25 protein-coding genes are annotated in these 21,521 nt (G+C 66.4%); 9 read left to right on the forward strand and 16 right to left on the reverse strand.

All coding sequences use genetic code 11. From position 1 onward, the window contains the following. Positions 1-814 precede the first annotated feature (814 nt). The gene (locus tag QJ043_RS07050) at positions 815-1,237 is read left to right on the forward strand and encodes a hypothetical protein (RefSeq protein WP_283712952.1); all 423 of its coding nucleotides are present in this window, start codon (positions 815-817) and stop codon (positions 1,235-1,237) included. A gap of 319 nt (positions 1,238-1,556) precedes the next feature. Then, on the forward strand, positions 1,557-2,138 hold the full coding sequence (locus QJ043_RS07055; protein ID WP_283712953.1) for a recombinase family protein: 582 nt from the start codon (positions 1,557-1,559) through the stop codon (positions 2,136-2,138). Positions 2,139-2,297: 159 nt separating this feature from the next. Here QJ043_RS07055 and QJ043_RS07060 read toward each other — a convergent pair whose 3' ends face one another. The 3 genes from QJ043_RS07060 to QJ043_RS07070 are packed head-to-tail and all read right to left on the reverse strand — an operon-like array spanning position 2,298 to position 3,733. After that, positions 2,298-2,657: a hypothetical protein gene (locus QJ043_RS07060; protein ID WP_283712954.1), complete on the reverse strand. Its 360-nt coding sequence runs from the start codon at positions 2,655-2,657 to the stop codon at positions 2,298-2,300. Next, entirely contained in the window at positions 2,650-3,033 is a 384-nt protein-coding gene (locus QJ043_RS07065; RefSeq protein WP_283712955.1) for a hypothetical protein, read from the reverse strand. The genes QJ043_RS07060 and QJ043_RS07065 overlap by 8 nt, the downstream gene beginning before the upstream one ends. Then, on the reverse strand, positions 3,026-3,733 hold the full coding sequence (locus QJ043_RS07070) for a DUF4417 domain-containing protein (RefSeq protein ID WP_283712956.1): 708 nt from the start codon (positions 3,731-3,733) through the stop codon (positions 3,026-3,028). The genes QJ043_RS07065 and QJ043_RS07070 overlap by 8 nt, the downstream gene beginning before the upstream one ends. 45 nt (positions 3,734-3,778) lie before the next feature. Here QJ043_RS07070 and QJ043_RS07075 point away from each other — a divergent pair, with 45 nt between their 5' ends. After that, entirely contained in the window at positions 3,779-4,924 is a 1,146-nt protein-coding gene (locus tag QJ043_RS07075) for a hypothetical protein (protein ID WP_283712957.1), read from the forward strand. Here QJ043_RS07075 and QJ043_RS07080 read toward each other — a convergent pair. From QJ043_RS07080 to QJ043_RS07115, 8 genes are read right to left on the reverse strand one after another with little or no spacing between them, the layout of a single operon-like run. Further along, a complete protein-coding gene (locus tag QJ043_RS07080) occupies positions 4,921-5,133 on the reverse strand; it encodes a type II toxin-antitoxin system HicB family antitoxin (protein ID WP_283712958.1) in 213 nt (70 codons plus the stop codon). The genes QJ043_RS07075 and QJ043_RS07080 overlap by 4 nt on opposite strands. Before the next feature lies 1 nt (position 5,134). Further along, positions 5,135-5,938 (reverse strand): hypothetical protein, encoded by an 804-nt coding sequence (locus QJ043_RS07085; RefSeq protein ID WP_283712959.1) that lies wholly within the window; start codon positions 5,936-5,938, stop codon positions 5,135-5,137. Between the two features lie 34 nt (positions 5,939-5,972). Further along, positions 5,973-6,755 (reverse strand): hypothetical protein, encoded by a 783-nt coding sequence (locus QJ043_RS07090; RefSeq protein ID WP_283712960.1) that lies wholly within the window; start codon positions 6,753-6,755, stop codon positions 5,973-5,975. Continuing rightward, positions 6,748-7,494, reverse strand: a complete 747-nt coding sequence (locus tag QJ043_RS07095) for a hypothetical protein (protein ID WP_283712961.1) — start codon at positions 7,492-7,494, stop codon at positions 6,748-6,750. The genes QJ043_RS07090 and QJ043_RS07095 overlap by 8 nt, the downstream gene beginning before the upstream one ends. Further along, the gene (locus QJ043_RS07100; protein ID WP_283712962.1) at positions 7,491-8,309 is read right to left on the reverse strand and encodes a metallophosphoesterase family protein; all 819 of its coding nucleotides are present in this window, start codon (positions 8,307-8,309) and stop codon (positions 7,491-7,493) included. Before QJ043_RS07100 ends, QJ043_RS07095 begins: the two co-directional genes overlap by 4 nt. 20 nt (positions 8,310-8,329) lie before the next feature. Next, positions 8,330-8,767 carry a hypothetical protein gene (locus QJ043_RS07105; protein ID WP_283712963.1) on the reverse strand — a complete coding sequence of 146 codons (438 nt, stop codon included), beginning with the start codon at positions 8,765-8,767 and terminating at the stop codon, positions 8,330-8,332. Positions 8,768-8,791: 24 nt separating this feature from the next. Further along, on the reverse strand, positions 8,792-10,174 hold the full coding sequence (locus tag QJ043_RS07110) for a hypothetical protein (protein WP_283712964.1): 1,383 nt from the start codon (positions 10,172-10,174) through the stop codon (positions 8,792-8,794). A 10-nt stretch (positions 10,175-10,184) separates the two neighbouring features. Next, positions 10,185-11,564, reverse strand: coding sequence for a hypothetical protein (locus QJ043_RS07115; RefSeq protein WP_283712965.1), 1,380 nt, complete (start codon positions 11,562-11,564; stop codon positions 10,185-10,187). A 378-nt stretch (positions 11,565-11,942) separates the two neighbouring features. On the opposite strand from QJ043_RS07115, the gene QJ043_RS07120 reads away from it, so the two are divergent. Then, complete coding sequence (locus tag QJ043_RS07120) at positions 11,943-12,596, forward strand: hypothetical protein (protein WP_283722782.1); 654 nt, start codon at positions 11,943-11,945, stop codon at positions 12,594-12,596. A gap of 94 nt (positions 12,597-12,690) precedes the next feature. Here the strand turns inward: QJ043_RS07120 and QJ043_RS07125 are convergent, their stop codons facing one another. After that, complete coding sequence (locus QJ043_RS07125; protein ID WP_283712967.1) at positions 12,691-12,993, reverse strand: helix-turn-helix domain-containing protein; 303 nt, start codon at positions 12,991-12,993, stop codon at positions 12,691-12,693. Positions 12,994-13,373: 380 nt separating this feature from the next. Here QJ043_RS07125 and QJ043_RS07130 point away from each other — a divergent pair, with 380 nt between their 5' ends. From QJ043_RS07130 to QJ043_RS07150, 5 genes are all read left to right on the forward strand, one after another. After that, positions 13,374-15,737 (forward strand): S8 family serine peptidase, encoded by a 2,364-nt coding sequence (locus QJ043_RS07130; RefSeq protein ID WP_283712968.1) that lies wholly within the window; start codon positions 13,374-13,376, stop codon positions 15,735-15,737. Between the two features lie 119 nt (positions 15,738-15,856). Beyond that, positions 15,857-16,588, forward strand: a complete 732-nt coding sequence (locus QJ043_RS07135) for a hypothetical protein (protein WP_283712969.1) — start codon at positions 15,857-15,859, stop codon at positions 16,586-16,588. A gap of 171 nt (positions 16,589-16,759) precedes the next feature. Further along, positions 16,760-17,035, forward strand: coding sequence for a hypothetical protein (locus QJ043_RS07140; RefSeq protein ID WP_283722783.1), 276 nt, complete (start codon positions 16,760-16,762; stop codon positions 17,033-17,035). A 36-nt stretch (positions 17,036-17,071) separates the two neighbouring features. Then, entirely contained in the window at positions 17,072-17,968 is an 897-nt protein-coding gene (locus tag QJ043_RS07145) for a hypothetical protein (RefSeq protein ID WP_283712971.1), read from the forward strand. 56 nt (positions 17,969-18,024) lie between these two features. After that, complete coding sequence (locus QJ043_RS07150; RefSeq protein WP_283712972.1) at positions 18,025-18,855, forward strand: hypothetical protein; 831 nt, start codon at positions 18,025-18,027, stop codon at positions 18,853-18,855. Positions 18,856-18,899: 44 nt separating this feature from the next. On the opposite strand, the gene QJ043_RS07155 is transcribed toward QJ043_RS07150, so the two are convergent. The 4 genes from QJ043_RS07155 to QJ043_RS07170 form a co-directional block, all read right to left on the reverse strand. Continuing rightward, a complete protein-coding gene (locus QJ043_RS07155) occupies positions 18,900-19,661 on the reverse strand; it encodes a metallophosphoesterase (RefSeq protein ID WP_283712973.1) in 762 nt (253 codons plus the stop codon). Positions 19,662-19,693: 32 nt separating this feature from the next. Next, the gene (locus tag QJ043_RS07160; RefSeq protein WP_283722784.1) at positions 19,694-20,086 is read right to left on the reverse strand and encodes a HepT-like ribonuclease domain-containing protein; all 393 of its coding nucleotides are present in this window, start codon (positions 20,084-20,086) and stop codon (positions 19,694-19,696) included. Continuing rightward, entirely contained in the window at positions 20,073-20,366 is a 294-nt protein-coding gene (locus QJ043_RS07165) for a nucleotidyltransferase family protein (RefSeq protein WP_283712975.1), read from the reverse strand. Before QJ043_RS07165 ends, QJ043_RS07160 begins: the two co-directional genes overlap by 14 nt. A gap of 388 nt (positions 20,367-20,754) precedes the next feature. After that, positions 20,755-21,381: a ParA family protein gene (locus QJ043_RS07170; protein ID WP_283712976.1), complete on the reverse strand. Its 627-nt coding sequence runs from the start codon at positions 21,379-21,381 to the stop codon at positions 20,755-20,757. Positions 21,382-21,521: the final 140 nt, after the last annotated feature.

Raw genomic sequence — 21,521 nt, forward strand, 5'->3', positions numbered from 1 at the left:
CGAAGATCGCTCGGGGCGCCGGCCGTTGCTGAAATGAGCGGACTGTACGGGTTTCTCGGCAGGATCAGCGCATCACAATTTGTCCTAGATGCTTGAGTGGCGGCCTTGCTCCAAAGGGCGCCCGGAAGGGTCTACAGCTCGGATCTTCATAGTCTGGCCGACCACGATAGCGCGTGGTAACGCGTGCGGTTGGTCCTGGCGTACGTCCAACAAAGACGGCGCGCGAAAATGTTTTAAAATAGCACATCTGAGGCGCAGAATGGCACTGCGTTACCCGGATGAGCTGAACCCGACGGAAGCGAGCCCGTCGCCGCACGGATGCTCCCGCGTACACAAATCCTTCATATGCCAGCGTCACCGGCTTGCTAGACCTCCCAGAGCGGCCTTTGGGCTAGTGGTTCGCTCATTTCAACGTTGCAGAGGCTTCGTGCCGAAAACGCCGAAGCTAATGCGTCGGACTCCCATGGGTTCGTATTCTGCCCCGACCGGAAGAAATCAATTGTCGTAACGGTTTGTGGCGTGTCGAAGCCTGTCACAGGCTCTTCCGGATTCGACGCAGGCCCGGGAGGTTGTCCCTGTGTTCTTCTATTTCGCGGTAAGGAACGTGAGTGCTGCCACGGGGCGATCCGCCGTGGCAGCGGTGAGCTACATCGGTGCCTCCCGCGGGGTCAGGATGTGTCCCTCGGCCGAAGGCGTCGTGTGCGATTACCGGCTGGATCGAGCAGGGCACCTACAACCCGACCGTCAAGCTGTGCCTGCGCATCTGCTGGGTGCTGGACCGGACACTTGACGACCTTTTCTGGGAGGAAATGAATTGAACGACGCGCCGCGTTTCGACGAGATGCAGCTCCGCGACCAGGGCTTCGCGTACCAGGCCGCCTTCGTGGTCGCCATCGGCGTTGCCCTGGTCGTCTTCTACGTGCAGAAGCTCACGGGCATCGAGATGAGCTCGCAGCTGGTGTTCACCCTGCAGTTCTGGGGCCCCATCGTGGTCGCCGACGTCCTGATGATCCGCCACCACGCGTGGATCGGCAACGGCGGGGCCGGCGACGCGCTCACCAAGGTCAGCGTGGCCCTCGGCGGCGGGATGTTCCTGGTGGGCATCGCCGGGCTCTTCACGGGGGACGACCCGCTCAACTCGGTGTGCGCGGCCATCGAGGGCGCCTGCCTGTTGGGCGCGTGGCTGTACTACCGCGCGGTGGAGAAGCGCCTGGCGCGCGAGCTGGGCGACGAGTAGGACCGGGCTCACACGGCAGATAGGGGCGTCTCGCAGCGATGCGGGGCGCCCTTTTGCATGCGCGTCCTGTTCTGGTTCTTTGGTTCGGCGGTTCAGTCAGGATCATGCCGAGTTGTTCGGCCTCTTCGGGGTCTGCCAGCGCGGGGCTGGCTCTTTGCAAGCGTGAGCCCTTCGGGCCGCACATTCGGGAGCCCGTCGGCTAGGTCAAAAACGGTCGTTTAAGACCAAACAACCATCCAACCATTGGCGTCCCTTATAGACCCAGCTAGGGAAGTCCCCTAAAATGGTCAAAACCATCGGTCAAAACCAGAGGGGCGAAATGGCGCTTTACGGGTACGCGCGCGTCTCCACCGAGGACCAGAGGCTCGACCGTCAGGCTGCGCAGCTGGCCGAGCACGGTGTGCCGGAGGGCAACGTCTTCTTCGAGAAGCGCTCCGGCCGCGACCTGGACCGCCCTGAGCTTCAGAGGCTCCTGGCGACGGTCGGGGAGGGCGACTCCATCGTCGTCGCGTCGCTGGACCGCCTCGGCCGCTCGACCACCGACCTGATCGCTCTCTCGCAGGACCTCAACGAACGCGGCGTGGAGCTGGTGAGCCTCAAGGAGTCCATCGACACCACCACGGCCATGGGCCGCATGTTCTTCCGGCTCATGGCCGACCTGGCCGAGTTCGAGCGGGAGCTGATCTCCGAGAGGACCATTGAGGGGCTCCGCGCTGCCGAGGCCAAGGGTCACAAGGGAGGGCGCCCCCGGACGCCGGGGACGATCCTGGACGCGGCCATGGGACTCTACGAGAACAGCGACATGACGCTGGCCGAGGTTGCCGCGGAGTGCAAGCTGTCAGTGTCCACGGTGCAGCGGGAGGCGCGGCGGCGCGGGCTGTCGCGAAGAGCGCACCAATGAGTCCCGACCTGCGAGCCGGATGTCATGCTGCGCGAGAAGAAGTTGGCATGACTGACGGGCCAAAGCGAGACGGCTCTTGCTTTGGTGAGGAATGGGGTGGCCGTTGCTCTCCTGGAGGATATCGTTGATGAGGAACCCAGGAGCCGACGTTTGCTCGGCTTACTGCTTTCTGGGGTTGTCGGCGCGGTGATCATCCCGCTCAAGCTCCCGGAGCCGTTCCGACCAGAGTTCCTGGCTGACGTTCTCGCGGAACGGCGCGGCGAGCGCCGGGCACGCCCCCTCCAAGAAATCCGCCGCCAGCTCGTAGGTGCCATTGTCGTCCGCGCTCCCGTCGGGAAAGCCCCCGTCGAACATGCGGGAGAAATCGTCCCACAGCGCCGGGTCTGCCGACTCGCCGTCCTCCCATGCGAAGGGGTTGGCGTCCGAGAGGAAGGCACCCAACTCGTCGCTCGGCCGCTCGTCGTAGAGGAGGTCGAGGGAGTTGAAGAGCCCGAGATAAGTGAGACGTTTGTCAGCCATTGCCCTTCCCTTTCCTGTGAGAGCTTGAGTTTAGCCCGGTGACGGGGCTCCATTTGCGCTTCCGCTGGTTCTGCCCGCCGTTCTGGACCACTCCGTTGCGGACGGAGACCCACAGCTGCGTCCCGTCGGGCTCGGTGCGCGCGAACCACGAGGTGCCGTAGCGGTCCGTGCCCAGGAACGAGGCGTGGTCATTGGCCACGGACAGGAGCCGGCTCCGGTTGGCGGCCGTGTCGGAGAGGTGCCCCCGAGCGTCACGGAAGATGTGGTCAAGCTGCGAGCGGGAGGCGGGGAGGCGCGCGACGCCAACGCCGAGGGGAAGCTTCATCTGCGGGTTGCCGCGGGTCCCGTGGAACATCCCGCTGTTGCCCTTAGACATTCGTGGCCTCCAAGGGACGGACACGGAAGTCGGCGTCCAAGAGGCCTCGGCCGGCCCCGGGGCAGTGGTAGACAGGGATGCCCAAGGAGAGCGGGTAGTCGAGGACCCCGTAGCGGGTCGTGCCGTAGACCACGAGGCCTGTGGGCTCGAGGCGGTCGCAGACGAGGCGCACCTCCTCGAGGAGGTAGCGGCGCGCCTCGGGATCCTTGCTGCAGGCGCGTGTCCCTATGGCGATCAGCCCGTGGTTCGGGAGGCCATTCAGCGACCACGCCTTGGTCAGCTCCTGACAGCGGCCGTTGGCGATGACGTCCATGCCGAGCGAGCTCTGCATCCAGGCGCCGCTCGCCCGGTCCCGGTAGGTGTTCCAGATCTTAACGGGCTCCGGGAAGTCGTTGCAGCTGCTGTAGTCGAGCGAGACGGCTCCGGAGAAGGCCTGGAGGCGACCAGCGTAGCGCTTGGGGTTCGCCCAGAAGCTCTCGAGCCGGCAGTCGTCCTCGTAGCCGCAGACGAAGGTGCCGGGCTGGATCCGGGCCCGCGTCTCGATTGCGATAGACAACGGCACGATGATGTCGGGGACCGTCTGACATGCCTCCATTGCGGGCATCTCCGGGCTGCCCTCTCCGCCCTCGAAGACTGCGCCGTCCACGAGCCAGCTGTGGATGGTGTCGCGCCGATGGATGCGGCTTGCACCGTTCTTCATGGGACTCCCTTCTTTCGGTTGACACCACCGTAAGGGAGCTGTGTAATGGATAAAACAGTTCTGAACCATTACTTTTTGAGGAGCGCCGTGGAGTACCTTGCCCCTGCCTACAACGAGATCTTCACGCCGTCCATCGACGGGAGCTTCGACTACCGGGCCTTCTCGGACGAGGTTCTCAAGGAGTGCCTGGATCCAGAGAGCGGCGCGATTGCGCTCAGCCAGCGCTTTCCAGGCCGCCTGTTCTTCGGCCCCTTCTGCGACGCCGGGGGCTCAGAGGACCGGGCTCGTGCCATCGCGCTCCTGCGCGCCACGTGGGAGGCACACAAGAAGCTCCAGAGGCTGGCTCGGCTTGCCTTCGAAGGCGGAGAGGTCCCTGTCTGGAGGCCCGAGGTGGAGCAAAAGCTTCGGGAGGGTGTGCTTGCAATCGAGGGGGAGCTGCGCGAGTGCGAGGGGCTCTCCCTGGAACGGGGCGACGGTTACCTCGAGGCACCCGAGGACGCGCTGCCGGCGTGCCATCTGTATCACTGGTCCCTTGAGGTCTCAGGGCCCTATTCGCAGTGGCTGCGGGCCCGGGTCGACGGCCTCGAGCCCCTCATGGGCGTGATGCCGGCGCCCCGTGTCCTCGGCATGGTCGTCTCGCGGCGGCTGGCGCTCAGCGAGGACGGGCAGTGCTTGGAGATGGACGTGTATGGGCGCCAGAGCCTTCTGCCCGACTGGGACGCCTTTCTCGACGCCCAGGACAAGGGGCTGCCGGAGGACGTGACGCTCTCGGGGTATGAGCTGCTCGCCGGCCTCACCGTGCTTCTGGACACGGTCGCGTCGCTCCACCTGATCACGTCGTTCATGGCCGTCGACTTTGGCCAGCCGTGCCGGAGCACCGCGCAGGACGGACTGACCGACTTCTGGCTGAGGTGCTACGAGGACCCGCGGGCACGGGGCTGCAACCTTGGCATCTGCGAGGTCTGCGGCCATGTCTTTGTGGGCTCGTCGCCCAAGCAGCGCGGGCACCACGATTGCATGAACCGGCAGCGGGTCATGCGGTCGAAGGCCAGGAAGTTTCAGCGTCTTGTCGACGATGGGATGGAGCTGGAAGAGGCCGCCAGGGCGGCCTCGATCTCTCCCTCCACGGCGGCCGTGCTTCTCGGACAAGCCGGCGGCGAGCCGAGGGTTCTTGCGAGTCCAGAGGGCTAGAGCCGATTCCGGCCTGGGTTCCGGCGGTCAGTCGCAAAGCGCCCGAGCTCGGTGGCAGTCTCGAGCCACTCCGCGATCACGACCCGCGCGTTGGCCTCGGCCTCCCCGCGGGTGGGGCCGTCGGCCATGCAGCCGGGGAGGTTCGGCACCTCGGCGATCCAGGCGCCGTCCTCCTCGGACCAATGGGTGACGGCTCGCAAGTCGGCCATGTCAGCCCTCCCTGAGCGATGCGACGAGCTCCAGGTACTCGCGCTTCAGCCCCTTGTCGATGGTGCCGGCCAAGGGCTCGGTTCGCTGCCTGAGGTCGCCCTTCGGGCCCCAGCCGTCGGCAGGGGAGGGCGCCGGCTCCTCGACCGGGGCGCATCGAGGCCGGTCCCAGCCACGTTCCCGCATCAGCTCGTCCCAGCTGGCCGGCTCCGCGTCCTTCAGCTCCTCGAGCGCCCTCGCGTGCTCCTCGGCCGTGTCCCGCCAGAGGGTCATCTCGATGAGGGCGTCCGAGAGGAACATGGCACGCTCGGTGGGCGAGAGGGCGTCCCAGCCCGCGACGGGGGTCCCGAGGAGCACCGGCCACGGGACGTCCTCGTATCCCTCGGAATAGAGCCCGTCCGTGAGCGTGTAGTCCTCCTCCGCCGGGTCGTCGGCGAGGTATGCGGCCTCGTCGGCCTTGTCGACGTCGACGAGCATCGAGAGGACGGAGTAGCGGAGCACGTCCGCCGAGAGCGTGTCCACGCCCATGCACCGCATCGGGACGAACGCCTTCCGCGCCTGGCGCACGGGCTCGACCTCCAGCATCGAGGCCACGGACACCTTGACGCGCTCCCCGAAGGCCGCGTCGCCGAACGACCTCGAGTGGGCCTCGCCGACCGGCTCCGCGCCCACCTCTTGGAGGCACTCCTTGAGCGTCGGCAGGGTGGAGAGGCGCACAGGAGGGCGCCTGGCCTCGCGCCGCTCGCGCCAGATCTCGCGTAGCGCCTCCTCAATCTCCGCAAAGGGCGCGGCCGTCTGCTCGTCCATGGTTTCCTCCACTCGCTTTACGGGCCGGGACGCCCTATTTGTCGCCTTCATCGTGCTCCAGCAGCTCACCGCAGGTGGGGCAGTAGCGGAGCGGCACCGCACCGCGGCCCAGGGCCTGGTTGTCCACGACGAAGCGCGGCCCCAGCCAGTCGCGCGTGACGATCTCGTAGCGCACGCTCCAGTCACTCACGTAGGGCTCTCCCCAGCGGCAGTGCGGGCACGGGGCGTCGGGGGCCGGCATGGGTCCGCACGGCCCTTGGAGCCTCTTGCCGCAGACGGGGCAGAAGGCGGCCTCCACGTTGCCGCCCCAGCAGCCCACCCCCGTCTGGCGGAAGCAGAAGACCCAGTCGAGGTGGGTCTTGCGCAGCAGGGAGAAGTCGGCCCCGAAGGAGCCGGGCATCGTCTCGCCCTCGAAGCGCTCCGCGCCCCAGGCCCCGTCGCCGCAGAAGGGGCACGCGCCGTCGTCCCGGCCGTTCGGGTACGTGGGGTTCCCGGCCGGGAGGACCGGGCCCTCCGCGCAGTGGCGCACGTTGCCGAGCTCGTAGCTGCCGAGCCTCACCCAGTCGCCGTTCGGGGCCTGTGTCGGCACGAACGGGAGGTAGAAGGGCACGGCGACGTCCGCGTCCTGGTCGTTCAGTGCATGCACGAGGCGCGGGTCGGACGTGGCCAGGATCATTCGGGCCAGCCCCGGGTCCCCGGCTCCCCCGACCGCCCGGGCGATCCGGACGGCCTCCGAGGCCCGGGCGCTCTCCACCGCCTCGCGCATCTCGTCCCACGTGAAGCAGGGGCGTTCATGGTCGTCTCCGGTATCACGCATCGCTTCCCTCCTTCTCCTTGAAGATGCCGTCCAGCACCTTGTCGAACCGCTCCTCCAGCTCCCAGAGCTCCTCCTCGTCGAGCCCTCGCTCGCGCCACGGGAGCCAGACCTTGAAGTACTGGCTCTGGAGCGACTCGCGGTTGACGTTGAGCTCGGCCGCGAAGTAGCGCATGGAGCCCTCGTAGAGGGCCATGGCCTCCTCGTCGGTGAGCGCTACGCCGCCGGCGCGCAGCACCCGCTCGAGGCAGGCGCGGTTGGGCCACTTCCACCAGTCGCGCCAAAGGGGGCCGTCGTCGAAGCCGAGCAGGCGGCAGAGCGCCGACGCCATCCCGGCCGAGCGGGAGATCCCGCACTCGCAGCTCACCACGAGTGTCCTCGCCTCGGCGTGCGCCTTGACGAACTCGCAGACCCGCCGCCCCTCCTCCGCGCTCATGGCGTCCGGGTCGGTGGGGTCCGAGGAGTCCCAGAAGTCCAGGCAGAGCATGGGGCAGCCCAGGCCCGCCTCGTAGCCGTCCCAGACGGCGATGAGCGCGGGCGACTCCGCGTAGCCGCCCTCGATCGCCTCGACGGCATCGCTGTGGGATCCCACGTAGACGCGCTCGACGGAGAGGCCCTCGAAGCCGGGCGCCGGGGCCGCGACCCTTTGGTCCAGCAGGGTCTCGAAGATGCCGAGCTCCATGGCGCGGCCGCCGCCCACCAAAGGGGGCGGCTCCTGGGCGCGCGTGACCGCCCGGCTCACCGTGCGCCCCGCTCGGGCTCGATTCCCTTCAGGCGCTCCCAGCGCCCGGAGCGCCACAGCTCCGGCCAGAAGTCCTGGAAGGGGAACGCGACCTCGCCCTCGCCGTCGTCGTAGAGGACGAGGCACGTGCCGTCGCCGAGGGGCGTTCCGCTGCCCGTGCAGGACAGCGTGTCGCAGGCCCAGAGGGTGCGGCCGCCCACGGTGGCCATGCGGGACACCGACGGGACGGGCGTGTGCCCGACGGCCTGGTCCACGCCAGGCGCCGGGTCGATGGCCAGCTCCCTGAGGTCGGCCCAGAGCGGGCCGGGGATTTGCCGGCCGCCGCGGGCGCCGCCGCAGGACGCGAGCGCCTCCCAGCCCAGCAGGGCCTGCGTGTCGTTCAGGCCCTCTGCCAGCTCGTCGGCCGTGTGGGCGTCCGGGAGGTGCCGGCTCCGCCAGGCCTCCGTCACGCCCGCGTGGGTGACGAGCACAGGCCCCACCGTCACGGCGGCGATGGGGTCCAGGCCGAGGAGCATCTCGCGCACCTTCTCGAGGGCCTCGGTCAGCGTCCCGCGGATGGGGTCGCGCGCGAGGTAGGCGTGGTCGTGGTTGCCCAGGAGCAGCGCGACCTGACGCCCGTCCGCCTCCTGTGCGTCCTTCCAGTCGGCGAGGACGCCGAGCTCGCTCATGGCGAGCTCGGGGGAGGCGCCCCAGTCGTCCGTCACGTCGCCCAGGAGCACATAGCGGCCCACGCCCATGCGGGCGCCGGTGGCCGCGATGAGCGGCAGCGCCACCGACGCCTTCAGGTGCAGGTCGCCGACGACCATCGTCTTCATGCCGGTTCCTTCCTTCCGGGTTACCAGGACGCCGAGAACCAGAACGCGTCGCCCGGCGGCGCTGAGACGAGGGCGTCGGCCACCTGCTTGACGGTGTCCGCGAGGAGCTCGCGTTCCGGGTTCGGCCCCTCGGCCCCGTCGCGCAGGTCATCGGGGTCGCCCTCCAGCAGGTCCCAGTAGCGGGACGGGTCGGCCAGCACGGAGAGGCAGTCGGCCCCGAGTCGGGCCACCTCGTCCCGGGTGAGCCGGTAGTATCCGCAGTTCTTGACCTGCTCGTGGAGCACCTTCGTCTCGACCCAGCGCATCACGGGCTCGAAACGGCGCCAGTAGGCCACCTCGGTCATGAGGCCGTCGCGCTCGAGGTTCCCCAGCGTCTCCCAGTCCTCGTTGTCCTCCGTGTCGATGGCGTCCAGTCGGACCGACGCCGGCGTGCGGTACAGGTTCAGGTCCATTCCCATTGGTCTCCTCCGATCTCTCCTTGTTCAGAGCTGCCGCTCCGGCACCTCGACGGGCTCCCAGGCGACCGAGGGGGCCAGCTCGTCGTCCGGCGCGTACACGTGCGTCACCGTCTCGTAGCGGCGGCCGTTCCGCTCGTGGAGGTAGAGGTCCGTCTCGATCACCGGCGCCACCAGCACTGTGTCCGAGGCGTCCAGGACGTCCGCGACCCTGTCCGCGTCGTCGAGCACCACCGCGCCGCCGGCGTCCGTCATGGCCGCCCACATGCGGGCGAGGTCGCCGCCGTGACACCCCGAGGGGCCGGACAGGCGCAGGCGCCAGCCGCGCCCCGAGACCTCCGGGTAGAGGTCGCAGCGGCTGTAGCCGTGGCCCGCGAGCACCTCGAAGGCGTGGTCCGGCGCGGCGCCCGGGCCGCGCAGCCACCCGGCGAAGGCCTCGGGGTCGTCGGGGTCCAGGTCGAGGAGCCCGTGGTCGCGCCCGTCGGCGAAGGCCAGGTACCAGGACCTGCCGTCCTCGTCGGGGAAGGTGCCGCGGCGGTACTGGCTCCCGTCGTCCAGCTTCCGGCCGGTGGCTCGGTACCCCTCGCGCAGCAGGTCGAAATACATTCGGCTGGTCAGCGGTCGGGTGTCCCAGGGGCCCTCCTCCGAGCGCCACGGGACGTCGGGCGCCTCGGCGCGCAGCCGGGCCGCCAGGGCGACGGCGTCCTGCTCGTCCATGTCGTTCAGCCAGGGGTTCCACTCCTCGATGCGCACCCAGTCCGCGCGGCTCATCTCGCCCCAGCGGCACTGCGGGGGCATCCGGGCCTCGGCGTCCGGGCCATAGGCCCCGTCGTCGAGCGCCCGGGCCACCTGTCGCGTCGCGGCCGCAAGGGCGCGGAGCAGCTCGCGGGACCGGTCGCTCGCCTCCAGGTCGCGCAGGCGGCCGACCGGCGGGCAGGGGAGGAGGCCCTGGCCGGCCTCGGCGATCATCACGTGGTCGATGGTGACGGCGCACCAGCCGTCCTCCTCGTGGACCGCGATCTCGTGCCAGCCACTCTCCTCGGGGAACTCGTCCCGCCAGTAGCGCCGGCGGATCTCCTCCTTGGTCTCGCCGGTCCTGGCGCTGTCCCACTGCCAGTCGTAGGCCAGGTCGAACTCCTCGGGGTCCAGCCAGTCGTCGATGTCCCCGCGGGGGAACTCCGCCCACACCCGCACCTCGCGCTTCCTGGTCTCAAGACCGTGCTCAGCGTAGAAGCGGGCCGTCTCGTCAGGGGTCTTGGCGTAGGGCATGAGGGGCTCGGCGCAGGCGAGCGCGAGGCACTGGCCCACGAGGCCCCAGGGCGTCCTCGGGCGCAGGCCGTACTCGGTGTGGAGCTCGAGCAGCTCCTGCACCTCGGGCTCGGTCATCTTGACCCGGAGCGGGTATCCCATGGGGTCCCTCCTAACGGTTTGAGGTCGTCTCGAGATTGGTGGCGTCTAGCCGTCTCATTGGCACCTTGACGGGCTCCCATGTGACGGCGCGGACCATTGCGTCGTTCTTGGGGTCGATGTAGATTGCGGCGCCGTAGTGGCTGCCAGCGTGCTCGTAGGGTTCCAGGAAGAGCCACTCGTCCCACGGCACGACCAGCATCGTGTCGGCGCCCACCAGCGCGTCGGCGACGGCCGCGGCACAGTGGAGCACGACGGGCACCCCTGCCGCGTCCAGGGCGTCGGCCATGAGGGCGATGTCGCCCGCGCGGTCGGTGAGGTCCCCCTCCAAATGCAGCCGCCAGCCCCTTTCGGACACCTCCGGGTAGAACTCGACCCGTCCTGAGCGCCAGCCGCCCAAGACCTGGAACTCGTGGTCGTGGACCGTATGGGGCCTCTCCGCCCAGGGTGCGAACGCCTCCGGGTCGTACTGGTCGACGTCCATGAAGCCGGGGCGCCGGCGCCGCGCGAACGCGGCGTACCAGGCGCGGCCGTCGCCCGCAGCGAACTCGGAAGGCCGTGCGACGTCCAGGGTGCGCCCGGTTCCCTGGTAGGCAGCCCTCAGCAGGTCGAAGTACCTACGAGCCGTCAGCGGCTCCCGGGCCCAGATGCAGGGGTCGCCCGCGGCCGCGCGCTCGCGCAGGCGGCCGGCGAGGGCCTCGGCCTCGTCCGCGTCCAAGCGGTCGGGCCAGGGCGTCTCGCCGGTCGCGAGCGCGAGGTCCGAGCGCAGCACCTCCCCCCAGCGGTGCTGTGGCGCCAACCCGGCCTCGAGGGCCGGGCCGTACTCGGCGTTGTCGATGGCGGCGGCGATCTGGCGCGTCGCTTGTGCAAGGTGCCAGAGCCCCCGGCCGAGGGCCTCTGGCGTGGCAATCTGGACGAACTCGTCGGCCTCGAGGGCGTCCTCGATGGCCCAGGCGCCGCTCTGCGCGGCGATGCCGTCGTCGACGGCGATGAGGGACGAGTCGCCGGCCCAGTTGAGCGTGAGCCAGTGCCAGTAAGATTCGTCGGGGAACTCCAGGAGCCATGCGCGCTCACGCGCCTCTTCCAGTTCCCGACCCTCCAATTGGCGCCCCGTATCCCAGAAGACGTCCTCGGCGTACTGCTCGAGGGTCTTCCAGTCGTCAGGGTCCCCGCGGGGGAACTCGGCCCAGACGGTCAGCTCGCGGAAATGGGACGAGTCGGGAGCTCCGTTGGGATAGGCGGCGTAGGGCTCCAGCGGGTCGGTGCACGCGATGGCGAGGCACTGGCCCACGGCTCCGCAGGCGCGCCGCACCTCGTGCGGCCAGCCCGAGAGCGCCGGGATCGTCCGCCACAGCTCTGGCTCCGGCATGTTGACGCGAAGCGGGTTGTCCATCGTTCTCCGTTCGCCCGGGGGTTGTGACGAATCTTGAGTGCGTACAAGTGTACGTTAATCTGGGGAATAATCAAGGGATTCTTTCGGGCAATTTCGTTAAGCTGTTGGTTCAAAAAACGTACCTAGTGTTTGCGCGTCTAGATGCCGACGTTCCAACGTCTTGTCCTTGTCTTCCCGGTGTCATGACGCTGGGAAGACGATGGTAGTGCTAGAGAAAAGGTGCTGGTAGATTGTGCGTTAATAGTGGATTATTGAGTGAAGTGTCGTGGCGCTCGTTGGGTCGATCAGCCCTCGGCACTTCTCGGGGGAGGGGAACCGGTGCGGTCGATAACGTGCTCTCCACGACGCGATTCCCTCTCATGATAGGGAGAAGTACATATGATCTATGTCTGTGAGCTTGAGATTGTTGAGAAGCCGGACGGCTGCTTCGAGGGGATGCTGTTCGGTGCGGACGAAACAATCAAAGCGTCGAGTACTAAGCAGGTCCTAGAGCGGGCCGTCGCGTTAATTCAGGAGGAGGTCACCTGGGATTTGCTCCGTGGACTATGGGACACACGCTTTCCTTTGGGGAACCAGCCTGTGGCCGGCGGCCGAGTGATCACGGTGGCCACGGACGTGACGGTGGACACCATTCCGATGGTGACGGTGGGACAGGCAGCGGCGATGCTCCGCATGGATCCTGCGGACATTGAGCTTCTCTGCGATGTGCATGTCCTGGGTCTGTGGAGCGTTGGGCAGACGCTCGTCGACCGCCGCAGCGTTGAAGAGGTCCTGTCGGATTCTTTCTTCAGCCCGCGGACGCTTTCGCTTATCGTCTCAGCCGCGAGGGCTTTGTTTGCCGATGAAGGGCTGAACAGAACCGTCGCCGAGGAATGGCTTGGCGATGTCGTTGCGGAGTGGCGGAGGGGAGAGCGTGCCGGGCTCCGGCTAGATGTCATCCGGAGGGAAATCCTCGACCGGATGGACGGCGCGGATCTCTTGGAGGCTGACATCTCGGCCGGTGATCGCCGAGGCGACCTGGTGGCCGGCTAGGAACTGGACAATGCATGGCTCCTTGCGACCGGTCAAAAGCATGGCGATGTAACGTCGTCGGCAAGACACGGGCAAGACGCTGGAGAGGCGGCGGCTATTCCTGAGCCAGCTTCTCCGCTGCGGCCATCAGGGCCTCGCGACCCCTCTCGTCGCACTTGAGGAACAACGCGCGCAGGCGGTCGGCCCGCACGTCGACGTCGTCCGCCGTGGTCCATCCGAGCAGGCTATTGGGATCGGTTCCCAACGCCCGAGAGACATCGCGCAGCTGGTCGGCATTCGGCACGGTGTTGCCGAGCTCCCACTGCGAGATGGTCTTCTGCGTCACGCCCACGGCGTCGGCCAGCTCCTGCTGGGACATGCGAACCGCGCGGCGGCGCTGGGCGCTCAATAGGGCCATTCCTCGGGAGCCTCCTCGCTCTTAGGGGTGGCCCTCAGTTTGAGCGTCGGAAAACTCGCGTCGATGTGCCTTCAGGTAACTAGGAACCAAACGACTTAGTTACCTTCAGAAGATGAGAAGCAAAGGGAATAGACACCGGGCTGGGCAATGGGCGACTCATGTGGGTCGGCCGGCGGTGCGGTTGTGCGGCGTGAACGGCACTCAGTGGGCTCACCTGCGCTTTCTTGCCCTGTCTTCTTGTGCAGATGCAATGGGTATTACCGAATGCTCTTATAAGAGACAACGAAAACCACGTATCTTTCAGCCTCCCATTCAGTATCAAAAGAGCAATGAAAACTAAGGGACGGCCGTGCGCCGACCCGGGAGGCGAGTGGCCAATCATGAAGTGCACCCACTGTGGCGCGGAGACGCGCGACGGCGCGAAGTTCTGCGGCAAGTGCGGCGAGCCGCTTGAGGCGCAGACCAAAGGACAGAACAAGAACGGCAAGGTGTCACGCCGTGGCTTCTTCGGCGCACTGGGCGTCGGCACGGCCGTGGCGTTCGGCGCGCTTGGTGCCACGCTGGGCGGTTGCGACCTGACGGAGGTGTGGGCCGAGGAAGACGAGACGATCGAGTTCGAGGACGGTGTCTACCTCCGCAGCCCAGACCCCGAGCACGTGGCGTTCGACGAGGAAACAGGCGTCCTGTTTATGGACGACGAGGTGTTGGTCATTTCGGACTCGAATCCGGTCGAGGTCGGAATTGAAGGGCTCTTCGATGCTGGCAAGGCGAAGGCCGTGGGCGAGATTCCCGAGCTCGGCGTCTGGCAGGTAAAGCTGCGGGAACCCCAGTCGTACGAGACTTTGCTCGCGGCAAGTGAGACAACCGAGGGCTCAAGTGCCATGGCTTTCCCCAACGCCGTCTTTTGCTATGGAGCCTCTGCTCAAGGCAGCGCGTACTCCGATGATCTTCCCAGCATTAGGCAGTACGGGGGACAGCCCGTTCGCGCTGGGGATTGGGCGCTTGAGGCCGCTGGGCTCCCCTCTGCGTGGGGATGTCTTGAGAGGTCGGGGCTCAGCCTAGGGGAGGCGGCTCGCGTCTCGGTCTTCGAAGGGAGCGCCGCCTTTCGTCATCCTGAGCTTTCGGGCATGTCGGGAGGCCTCCAAGAACTTGCCGAGGTTTCGAACGCGAAGACGTTTGAGCGCGCGGATCACGCCACCTGCGTTGCATCCGTTATCTCTGCGGCGCACGGCGAGGAGGGCATAGACGGGGTTGCGCCCGATGCGGACGTTTCGGTCTTCGCGGCGGATGACAACCACTGCTACGGACTCGGGGGCGATTTCCTGAGGGTTGTCATGCAGGAGGAATACGCGGAGGCCGGCATATCGGCCTGGGACCGCCTTTCCTTTGGAACTGCCTATGCATTTATCGTTGGAATCTATCAACAGGTGAGAGCCGCGGATCGTACGGTCATCAATCAGTCCCTTGTGCCAGTGCACGGGCTCTGGAGCAACGCTCTGGAAGAGACCGAGGAGGACGAAGCAGGGAACCAGCGCTACAAGCTGCGAAGCGATAATGAGCTGCTGGGCGAGAATGTGGCGGCGCTCGCCGATGCGTTCGCGCCGTTTGGGCGTTTTGCCGAGCTGGTGCTTGGGCGCCTTCTTGATGAAGGCCATGACTTTCTTATCTGTATCGCAGCAGGTAACGAGGCGATCGACGCCCGGAGCACCTCCCCTTATGGAAGCGTAGATCCCTCGTCCGAGGCTGGGGCGCGTATCATCCACGTGGGATCGCATGGCCAGTTTGAGGACGGCCGGTTCTTCATGGCTCCCTATTCCAACAATGGCTCCGCGGTGGACATCGCTGCTCCCGGGGTGAACGTCGTGCGTATCGAGGCTGTCCGCACAGACGGCAAGGAGGAGGGCTCCGTCGAGAGCTCCGCGCTGGAGTACGCCAACGGCAGTGGCACCTCTCTGGCTGCTCCGATGGTGGCTGGAACTGCGGCGCTCGTGTGGGGAGCTGCCCCGGCGTTGGCGGGTGCAGACGTGAAGGAGATCCTCGTCAACTCTGCGGAAGCTGCTTGCACTTATCCAGGCGTCGAGTACTTCGGTCGTACGGTCGTCGACGCGCGGGAGTACCCGCGGCTAAACGCCATGAAGGCCGTTGCCACAGCCCTTGGTATCCCCACCTTGAGCTACTCGACCGTCACCGGCGCGGAGCCTAACTTCGAGTTTAGCTACCCCGTGTTCGATACGGACGGGGAGGATCGGTCGGCAATCGACGCTCTCAATGCGCTGGTAAGCACGCGTGTCCAAGGAGCACGGGAGTCGGTGGCCGGGTTTGCCAGCTCCTCCGGCGGTGAGACCCTCGAGATCGAGGTCACGTATTTCGCCAACGGCCTGGCCTCGCTTCTCGTCACCCATGGCGGCTGTTGGGGAGGCCCCTACTGGACTAACAAGGAGTCCGTCCACTTCGACTTGGTAAGCGGTCGGGAGTTCGACCCGTTCTCGGTCTACGGCATACCCTCGATCGGCTGGGTTGATGGGGCTTGTGCGCGATCAGAGGATTGGGCTTTGTCAGCGGCGACCACTACCGGCCAGGTCGTGGTCTACCCGGACGGCGTCGGGGCCATTTTCTATATGAGCCTCGGCTCCAAAAGCGGCGTCGTCCGCGTCTACTCCGGCGAGCCGACGGTTTCTCTTGAGCGTGACTTCAACGGCTCGGGCACCGGTGCAAGCGTTCCCACCGAGCAGCTGCTCGTCTAAACGACACCCAAAGAAGAGGATCCCCGATGTCCAATCCACTCGTGACCCCCAAGGCCGCTCTATGCCTTTGCGGAATTGCCGCGGCTTCGTTCTCTCTTACGTTCGCACTCTCAGGCGGGTTGGCCGAGGAGGCCGAGCCCCAAGCAGAGGCAACCGTCCTGACCAGCGATGGTGCCCAAGTCGAGGCACCGTCTCTGCCGGCCGAGGGGACCGTCGTCGAGGCCGAGCCTGATCCTGAGCCGACACCGGCCGAGGTCCTCTCGGCCACGCTCCAAACGGTGGTTGAGCAGCATGGCGCGCCCACCCAGACGGCGTTCGACCTGGGCTACACCTCGTCGACGCGACTCACCGGCCTCGCCTACGCCCAGCTCATTGACTTCGATCTGGACGGCACCGACGAGCTGCTCGTGGCCTACTCCACGAGCGACGTCGGAGGGCCTTTCGACTATGTGGACTACCAGGTCGAGCTGTGGGGCGTGCAGGACGGCGAGGCTCGCCTCCTGTTGACGGAGACGCCCCACTGCGGCGGCGGAGGCAATCTCATGGGCGTGACCGTGCTCGACGGCCGCCCGTACTTCCTAACGGGGAAGGGGAGCGCGGACTACGACTACCGCCTCTACGGGCTCTCGGACGGACAGCTGGTCTCGCGCACCGTCTACCGCGAGTGCGAGGACCCCGCCTACGCGTCGGCCGAAATTGACGGGGCGCCTGCGTCTCTCGAGGACGCGGACGCGTTCCTGGCTCGCATCCACGAGGGCGCGACCTACGCGGAGCTCGACCACCGCACCGGCACGGGCGCCGACGCGCTCGCAATTACACAGGAGACCCTTGCCACGCTGGGCGTGGCATAGCCCTGAACTCCGAATCAGAAAGGAACGAAGATGAGCTTCTTTAGCGCGGCCGACCGAGTCGCAACGACAATCGCTGACCGTATTGCCCCACCCAAGCGGGAGCTCTCCCGTTCGGAGAAGATTTGGCACCAGTGTCTGGGCCTACGCTCCGAAGGGTCGGCCAAGGGCACCGTGGCTGGCGCTACATTCCTGGTCGTCTGCCTCTTGGGCTTCACAGGCCTTCTTGGCATCCCTGTCTCTTTCATCACCGGCACCCTCAGTGACATTGTGTGCGCTCAGGGTCGACCGGACTTTCTGCTGGACCCGAGCCTCCCGGTGCCGCTCTGGTGGCACCTCGTCATCGCCCTCGCCATTGTCTTGATTCTCACCGTACTCACGGCGGTCGTGTATCTGACGTACCGCGCTGTCCGGTGGGGCCTGCACTGGTGGTGCAAGACCTACTGCTAACCCGTGTCCGTTCAAAACCCGCCGACGAGGAGTTCTATGCCTGCCATGACGAGGGAGGAGACCCTGCAGGGTCTCGTGACTGCTCATGACCTTTTGTCCCAGATGAGAGCCGCGGTCGCCGAAGAGGATCGGCAGAAAGGCCGAATCCGGTGCCTCAAGCCCGAGCCCGAGAAGCCCAAGCCGCCGTTCATGTACTGGCAGCTGGCGGCGTTTTACGCCCTCTATCTCATGGGCATAGCGATAACGCTCCAGAACTCGTACGGCCGGGTGGTGAGACTGCGGAGCTACTGGGAGCCAGACAACATCTGGAACGACCCGGAGCCGAGCTTCGCGCCCTTCGTCGGCGACGTCGTCATCGGCATCGTGATGGCGGTCCTCATGTTGCTCTTCCTGCGGTTCCTCACAGCTGCGATCTTCCGTGCCAAGGCGGTGGTGCATGACGTCGACACGGAGTCGGTGGCCGAGGAGAACGCGCGGATTAAGACCGTCAATGCGGAAGCCAACGGCTGTCTGAAAAGGATTGAGGCCAACAAGGAGGCCATTCGAGAGCAGTGGGCCTCCGACTGCGCCTCCTGGTACCCGCCCGATTACGTGAACGTGGCCGCAGCGGAGGCGTTCCTGGGATACGTGCGCAACTACCAGGCCGAGAGCATTGGCGAGGCCGTGCGTCTCTACGACACCGAGTGCCATCGCAGACGCATGGAGCTCTCGCAGGCCCAAATCCTGGCCGAGCAGGAGGCGATCCGCAAGGAGCAGAAGGTCAACCAGCTTCTAACGGTGGTGAACATCGGAGTCAGCGCTTATGCCGGTGCCAAGGCGAGCCAGGCGCTCGATGCCGCAGAGCGCGCCGCAAAGGCGGCTGAGAACCCGAAGGTAATCAAGGAGACCCAGTACTGCACAGAGGTCAAGGAGTACCACTACAACCACTACTAGAGCTGAGCCGTGACCTAAGGCCGTCGTGTGACTGATCACCAAAGAAAGGGGGCGCAATGACGCCCGAGTACGAAGAGCAACTGAGCCAGGCCAAGGAGTTCCGTCCGATGGAGTGCCCGCTCTGCCATGAGCCTGTCAATATCGAGGACGAGTTCTGCCACAAGTGCGGCACCTCGCTGTACGGCCCAAGCGCCAAGGCAATCAAGAGGCGACAGCGCTCCCGAGACCTCCGAATCATCGTTGCCGCCGCCGGGTGCGCGCTGGCCGTGGACCTCGGGCTGGGCATCGGCAGCGGTCTCTCGATGTCCAAGAGTGCGAGCGCGGAAGAGCCCGCCGCGGTCGTCGAGACCACCGCGGATGTAACTCCCGACCAACAGTTCGCGTCCGAGGTGACGGAAGCGCTGCCGGTGGCCGAGGCCGCTCCGGTGACATCGGAGGAGGCTGTGGTCACGGCGGCTGAGCCCGCTGTTCTGACGTTCCCGGGGTGCTTGGTCGGTTCCTCGTATACGGCAACCTACGCTGCGGACGCGTACTACTACGATGGCGCCGTCCTTGCCCTGGACCTCACTTTTACGGAGGCGGAGCTCGGTGGCAATGTGAGCGCGGACTATCGCTTCCGCTTCAATCCGGTCGACTCCAGTCACAAGGCCATTGACTGGACGGGCACGCTTACCGGGATCATGGCGCAGGGCTCGGAGGGTGCCGTCTGCGCTCTAAGTGATGAGGACGGGACGCTGCATGTCCAGCTGAGCTGTGGCGTCGGTGCCGATGGGACTCTCGAGACGATGGTGTCGAACCTGGACACGGGCATCTCGCCCTTCGGATACAGCGCCACGGGTCGCCCTGCTATCAGCTGGGAGGGCGTTGAGCACGTGCTCAAGGCGTAAGCGACTGCCGTCGTGACAGAAGACAAGGCCGAGCGGACCCGGCTCTATCGGGTCAGCTCGGCCTTTCTTGTGGTTCCGTCCTCGTCAATCACCAATACTGTGCCGTCCCCGTAAGGCTCGCCGTCCGGCGACGTGGACATCGTGTCGCAGAAGATGATGTCGGGCTCTTTCGCGCCGTTGACCGTTCCACACGTGTCCACGGGCGTGTGCCCGACGATCTGCCGCACACCCGGCAGCGGGTCGGCGAGCAGCTCATCCAAGTCGGCCCAGAGCGGGCTCGGGAGTTGGCTCCCGCCGCGGCCGGGGCCGGCCATCGCGAGGAGGTTCGTCTCGTTCCCGCTCAGCATCCAGTTGAGCTCGTCGGCCACCTCGGCCGCCGAGGGATTCTGAGTGCCCTGTGCGCAGTAGAGCTGCCGCCGCGCCCAGGCCCTCGTCACGCCCGCGTGGGTGAGCAGCCACCCATGGTCCTCCACGGCCACGTGCACGTTGAGCCGGTGGAGGAACTTCCTGCAATAGGGCGTCAGCTCGACCCAGGTGCCGGGCCCCTGCGCGCCCCGCAGGTACTCGAGGTCGTGGTTGCCCAACAGGAACACGAGGTCGAGGCCCTGCTTGCGCCGGCCGTCGGCCCACTCCGCCAAGGCCCGGCACTCGCGCTCGAAGTCCTCAGGCGTCGCGTCCCAGTCGTCCAGGTAGTCGCCGAGGAACACGACGCGGTCGGCCTTCTCGGAGTCGATGAGCCGGTCGAGCGCGGGCAGCACGCGGGTGGCCTTGAGGTGCAGGTCGCCCACGACGATGGTCGTTGGCATGGGGTCCCTTCGGTTGTGGTGGGTTCTGCGGGCTACTGGATGAAGCCGGAATCGCGTAGCTCCGCCTCGATGTCGACGCCGCGGGCCGTCAGCTCGGCCTCGAGGATACGGGCGATGGCCGGCACGTCGCCCGACGCCACCTCCCAGACCCACTCGTTGTCGAGCATCACGTAGTCGTGGGCCGAGTCGTTGCGCAGGCGCTTGAGCTTGGACCAGGGCACCTCCGGGTGCGCCGCGCGGAACTCGGTGGGGAAGTGGCTGGACTGCTCGATCACCTGCCGCACGGCCATCGTGAGCATGTACTGGTACTCGTAGTCCGCCAGGAACGAGTCGGCGTCCATGGCGTGGCGGGAGATCATCTCGGCGACGCGGCGGCAGTGGCCGGGGGCGTCGACCATGGCCTCCTCGGGCTCAATGCGCCTCATAGAGCACCCGCTTGTCGGCGTCGAACCCGCGGCGCACGCGGGGCTTGAAGGCTCGGGGGTTGGAGACGTCGCAGGGCACGTTGAGGGCGCCCTCCAGGGCCTCCTCCAGGAAGAGCGCGTCGAAGAGCGAGAAGCCCGGCCCGCCCTCCACGGCGATGTCCACGTCGCTCTGCTCGTCGGCCTCGCCGCGGGCGTAGGAGCCGAAGAGCCACGCGGCGCGCACGTTGTGGGAGGGCGCGGCCTCGGCCACGGCGTCCTGGATCTGCTCGATGGTGACCACGGGTCCTCCCTTCTTTTGAACCATTGTACCCGGGTCGCGGAGGGGAGCGTGGCCGGCTGGCGCTCTTGGAAAGCGCCTCCTGAAGACTAGGCCCCGTCATGTCAGCGTCTGAACGCTGTCATGACGGGGCCTAGTCTTGAGGAGGCCACTAGCCGGCTAAGCGTCGGGGCCGTAGAGAACGATGCGCAGTCCGCGAATGACGAGCGCGGTCACGGTCGTGTCGTGTTCTTTGGCGTAGGCGCGAGCGTCGTTAAGCAGGCGTTTGGGTAGTCGGTATGCCACCTTTTGACGCTCGCATGCGCGTTCTGCGATTGTCCCATCTAGACCGTCCAGAGCTCGCTGACAGGCGTTGATTCGATCTAGCGATAGTTGAGTTCGAGGAGAGTCCTCACTGTGTCGTTTCACCGAGTACCTCTTCCAGCTCAACGGTGAGCCTGTCGTAGCGAAGCTCGTGAAGCTGCTTCGGTTTAAAGGGCTCCCCGAAGATCTCGCGAACGAACTGACGGTCAGGGATGACCGTGTCGAAGACATCGATGCGATCCCTTGCTACCCACCCGGCAATGCGGCGGTCCATCCTACGCCGCTCCGAGCGCGTGACAAGCATTCCGTACGGGATGCCAAAGTCCGAGAGCACTTCAATGACGCGCTTTGCGCCTCTGTAGTCCGCCTTGCTCGGGGTCGTGGGCACGATTGCCATCTCGCAACGGGTGATCAGCGGCGAGAAAACGTGCACGTCCGGGGGACAGTCGAGGAAGACATAGTCGGCAACCTCGCCGATTTCGCTGAGGCGCGCATCGATGGTCTCAGGGCTCACACTGGCCACTGGGCAAATGAACCCCTTACCTCCGGCGATAGCCTCGTCGCGGTAGGCCTTGGAGTCTTGCTGGCCGTCGGCGTCCAGAATGACGGGGACTTGGCCAGCTGCGCCGAGACAGGAGGCGAGGGCAACTGCGGTCGTGCTCTTGCCGACCCCGCCCTTGTAGCTGACGATTCCGATGACATGCGGCGTTGGCATTTAACGCTCCTTACCGGCCGCCATGGGGCGGCCAACGATGACTGGGACGAAGACCGATGGAGCCGGTCGACGTCGATTGCACGGGGATTGGTGCTCCTTGCGGAGCTGTTGTGCCACGTAGAGAGCGGTCATGGTCTTAC

The organism is Kribbibacterium absianum (assembly GCF_030067705.1).
Taxonomy (GTDB): domain Bacteria; phylum Actinomycetota; class Coriobacteriia; order Coriobacteriales; family Atopobiaceae; genus Kribbibacterium; species Kribbibacterium absianum.

Excerpts from the sequence above, each read along its gene's own strand:
- QJ043_RS07055 (WP_283712953.1), top strand. The coding sequence starts at position 1,557 with ATGGCGCTTTACGGGTACGCGCGCGTCTCCACCGAGGACCAGAGGCTC.
- QJ043_RS07060 (WP_283712954.1), bottom strand. The coding sequence starts at position 2,657 with ATGGCTGACAAACGTCTCACTTATCTCGGGCTCTTCAACTCCCTCGAC.
- QJ043_RS07065 (WP_283712955.1), bottom strand. The coding sequence starts at position 3,033 with ATGTCTAAGGGCAACAGCGGGATGTTCCACGGGACCCGCGGCAACCCG.
- QJ043_RS07070 (WP_283712956.1), bottom strand. The coding sequence starts at position 3,733 with ATGAAGAACGGTGCAAGCCGCATCCATCGGCGCGACACCATCCACAGC.
- QJ043_RS07075 (WP_283712957.1), top strand. The coding sequence starts at position 3,779 with ATGGATAAAACAGTTCTGAACCATTACTTTTTGAGGAGCGCCGTGGAG.
- QJ043_RS07080 (WP_283712958.1), bottom strand. The coding sequence starts at position 5,133 with ATGGCCGACTTGCGAGCCGTCACCCATTGGTCCGAGGAGGACGGCGCC.
- QJ043_RS07085 (WP_283712959.1), bottom strand. The coding sequence starts at position 5,938 with ATGGACGAGCAGACGGCCGCGCCCTTTGCGGAGATTGAGGAGGCGCTA.
- QJ043_RS07090 (WP_283712960.1), bottom strand. The coding sequence starts at position 6,755 with ATGCGTGATACCGGAGACGACCATGAACGCCCCTGCTTCACGTGGGAC.
- QJ043_RS07100 (WP_283712962.1), bottom strand. The coding sequence starts at position 8,309 with ATGAAGACGATGGTCGTCGGCGACCTGCACCTGAAGGCGTCGGTGGCG.
- QJ043_RS07105 (WP_283712963.1), bottom strand. The coding sequence starts at position 8,767 with ATGGGAATGGACCTGAACCTGTACCGCACGCCGGCGTCGGTCCGACTG.
- QJ043_RS07110 (WP_283712964.1), bottom strand. The coding sequence starts at position 10,174 with ATGGGATACCCGCTCCGGGTCAAGATGACCGAGCCCGAGGTGCAGGAG.
- QJ043_RS07115 (WP_283712965.1), bottom strand. The coding sequence starts at position 11,564 with ATGGACAACCCGCTTCGCGTCAACATGCCGGAGCCAGAGCTGTGGCGG.
- QJ043_RS07120 (WP_283722782.1), top strand. The coding sequence starts at position 11,943 with ATGATCTATGTCTGTGAGCTTGAGATTGTTGAGAAGCCGGACGGCTGC.
- QJ043_RS07125 (WP_283712967.1), bottom strand. The coding sequence starts at position 12,993 with ATGGCCCTATTGAGCGCCCAGCGCCGCCGCGCGGTTCGCATGTCCCAG.
- QJ043_RS07130 (WP_283712968.1), top strand. The coding sequence starts at position 13,374 with ATGAAGTGCACCCACTGTGGCGCGGAGACGCGCGACGGCGCGAAGTTC.
- QJ043_RS07145 (WP_283712971.1), top strand. The coding sequence starts at position 17,072 with ATGCCTGCCATGACGAGGGAGGAGACCCTGCAGGGTCTCGTGACTGCT.
- QJ043_RS07150 (WP_283712972.1), top strand. The coding sequence starts at position 18,025 with ATGACGCCCGAGTACGAAGAGCAACTGAGCCAGGCCAAGGAGTTCCGT.
- QJ043_RS07155 (WP_283712973.1), bottom strand. The coding sequence starts at position 19,661 with ATGCCAACGACCATCGTCGTGGGCGACCTGCACCTCAAGGCCACCCGC.
- QJ043_RS07160 (WP_283722784.1), bottom strand. The coding sequence starts at position 20,086 with ATGAGGCGCATTGAGCCCGAGGAGGCCATGGTCGACGCCCCCGGCCAC.
- QJ043_RS07170 (WP_283712976.1), bottom strand. The coding sequence starts at position 21,381 with ATGCCAACGCCGCATGTCATCGGAATCGTCAGCTACAAGGGCGGGGTC.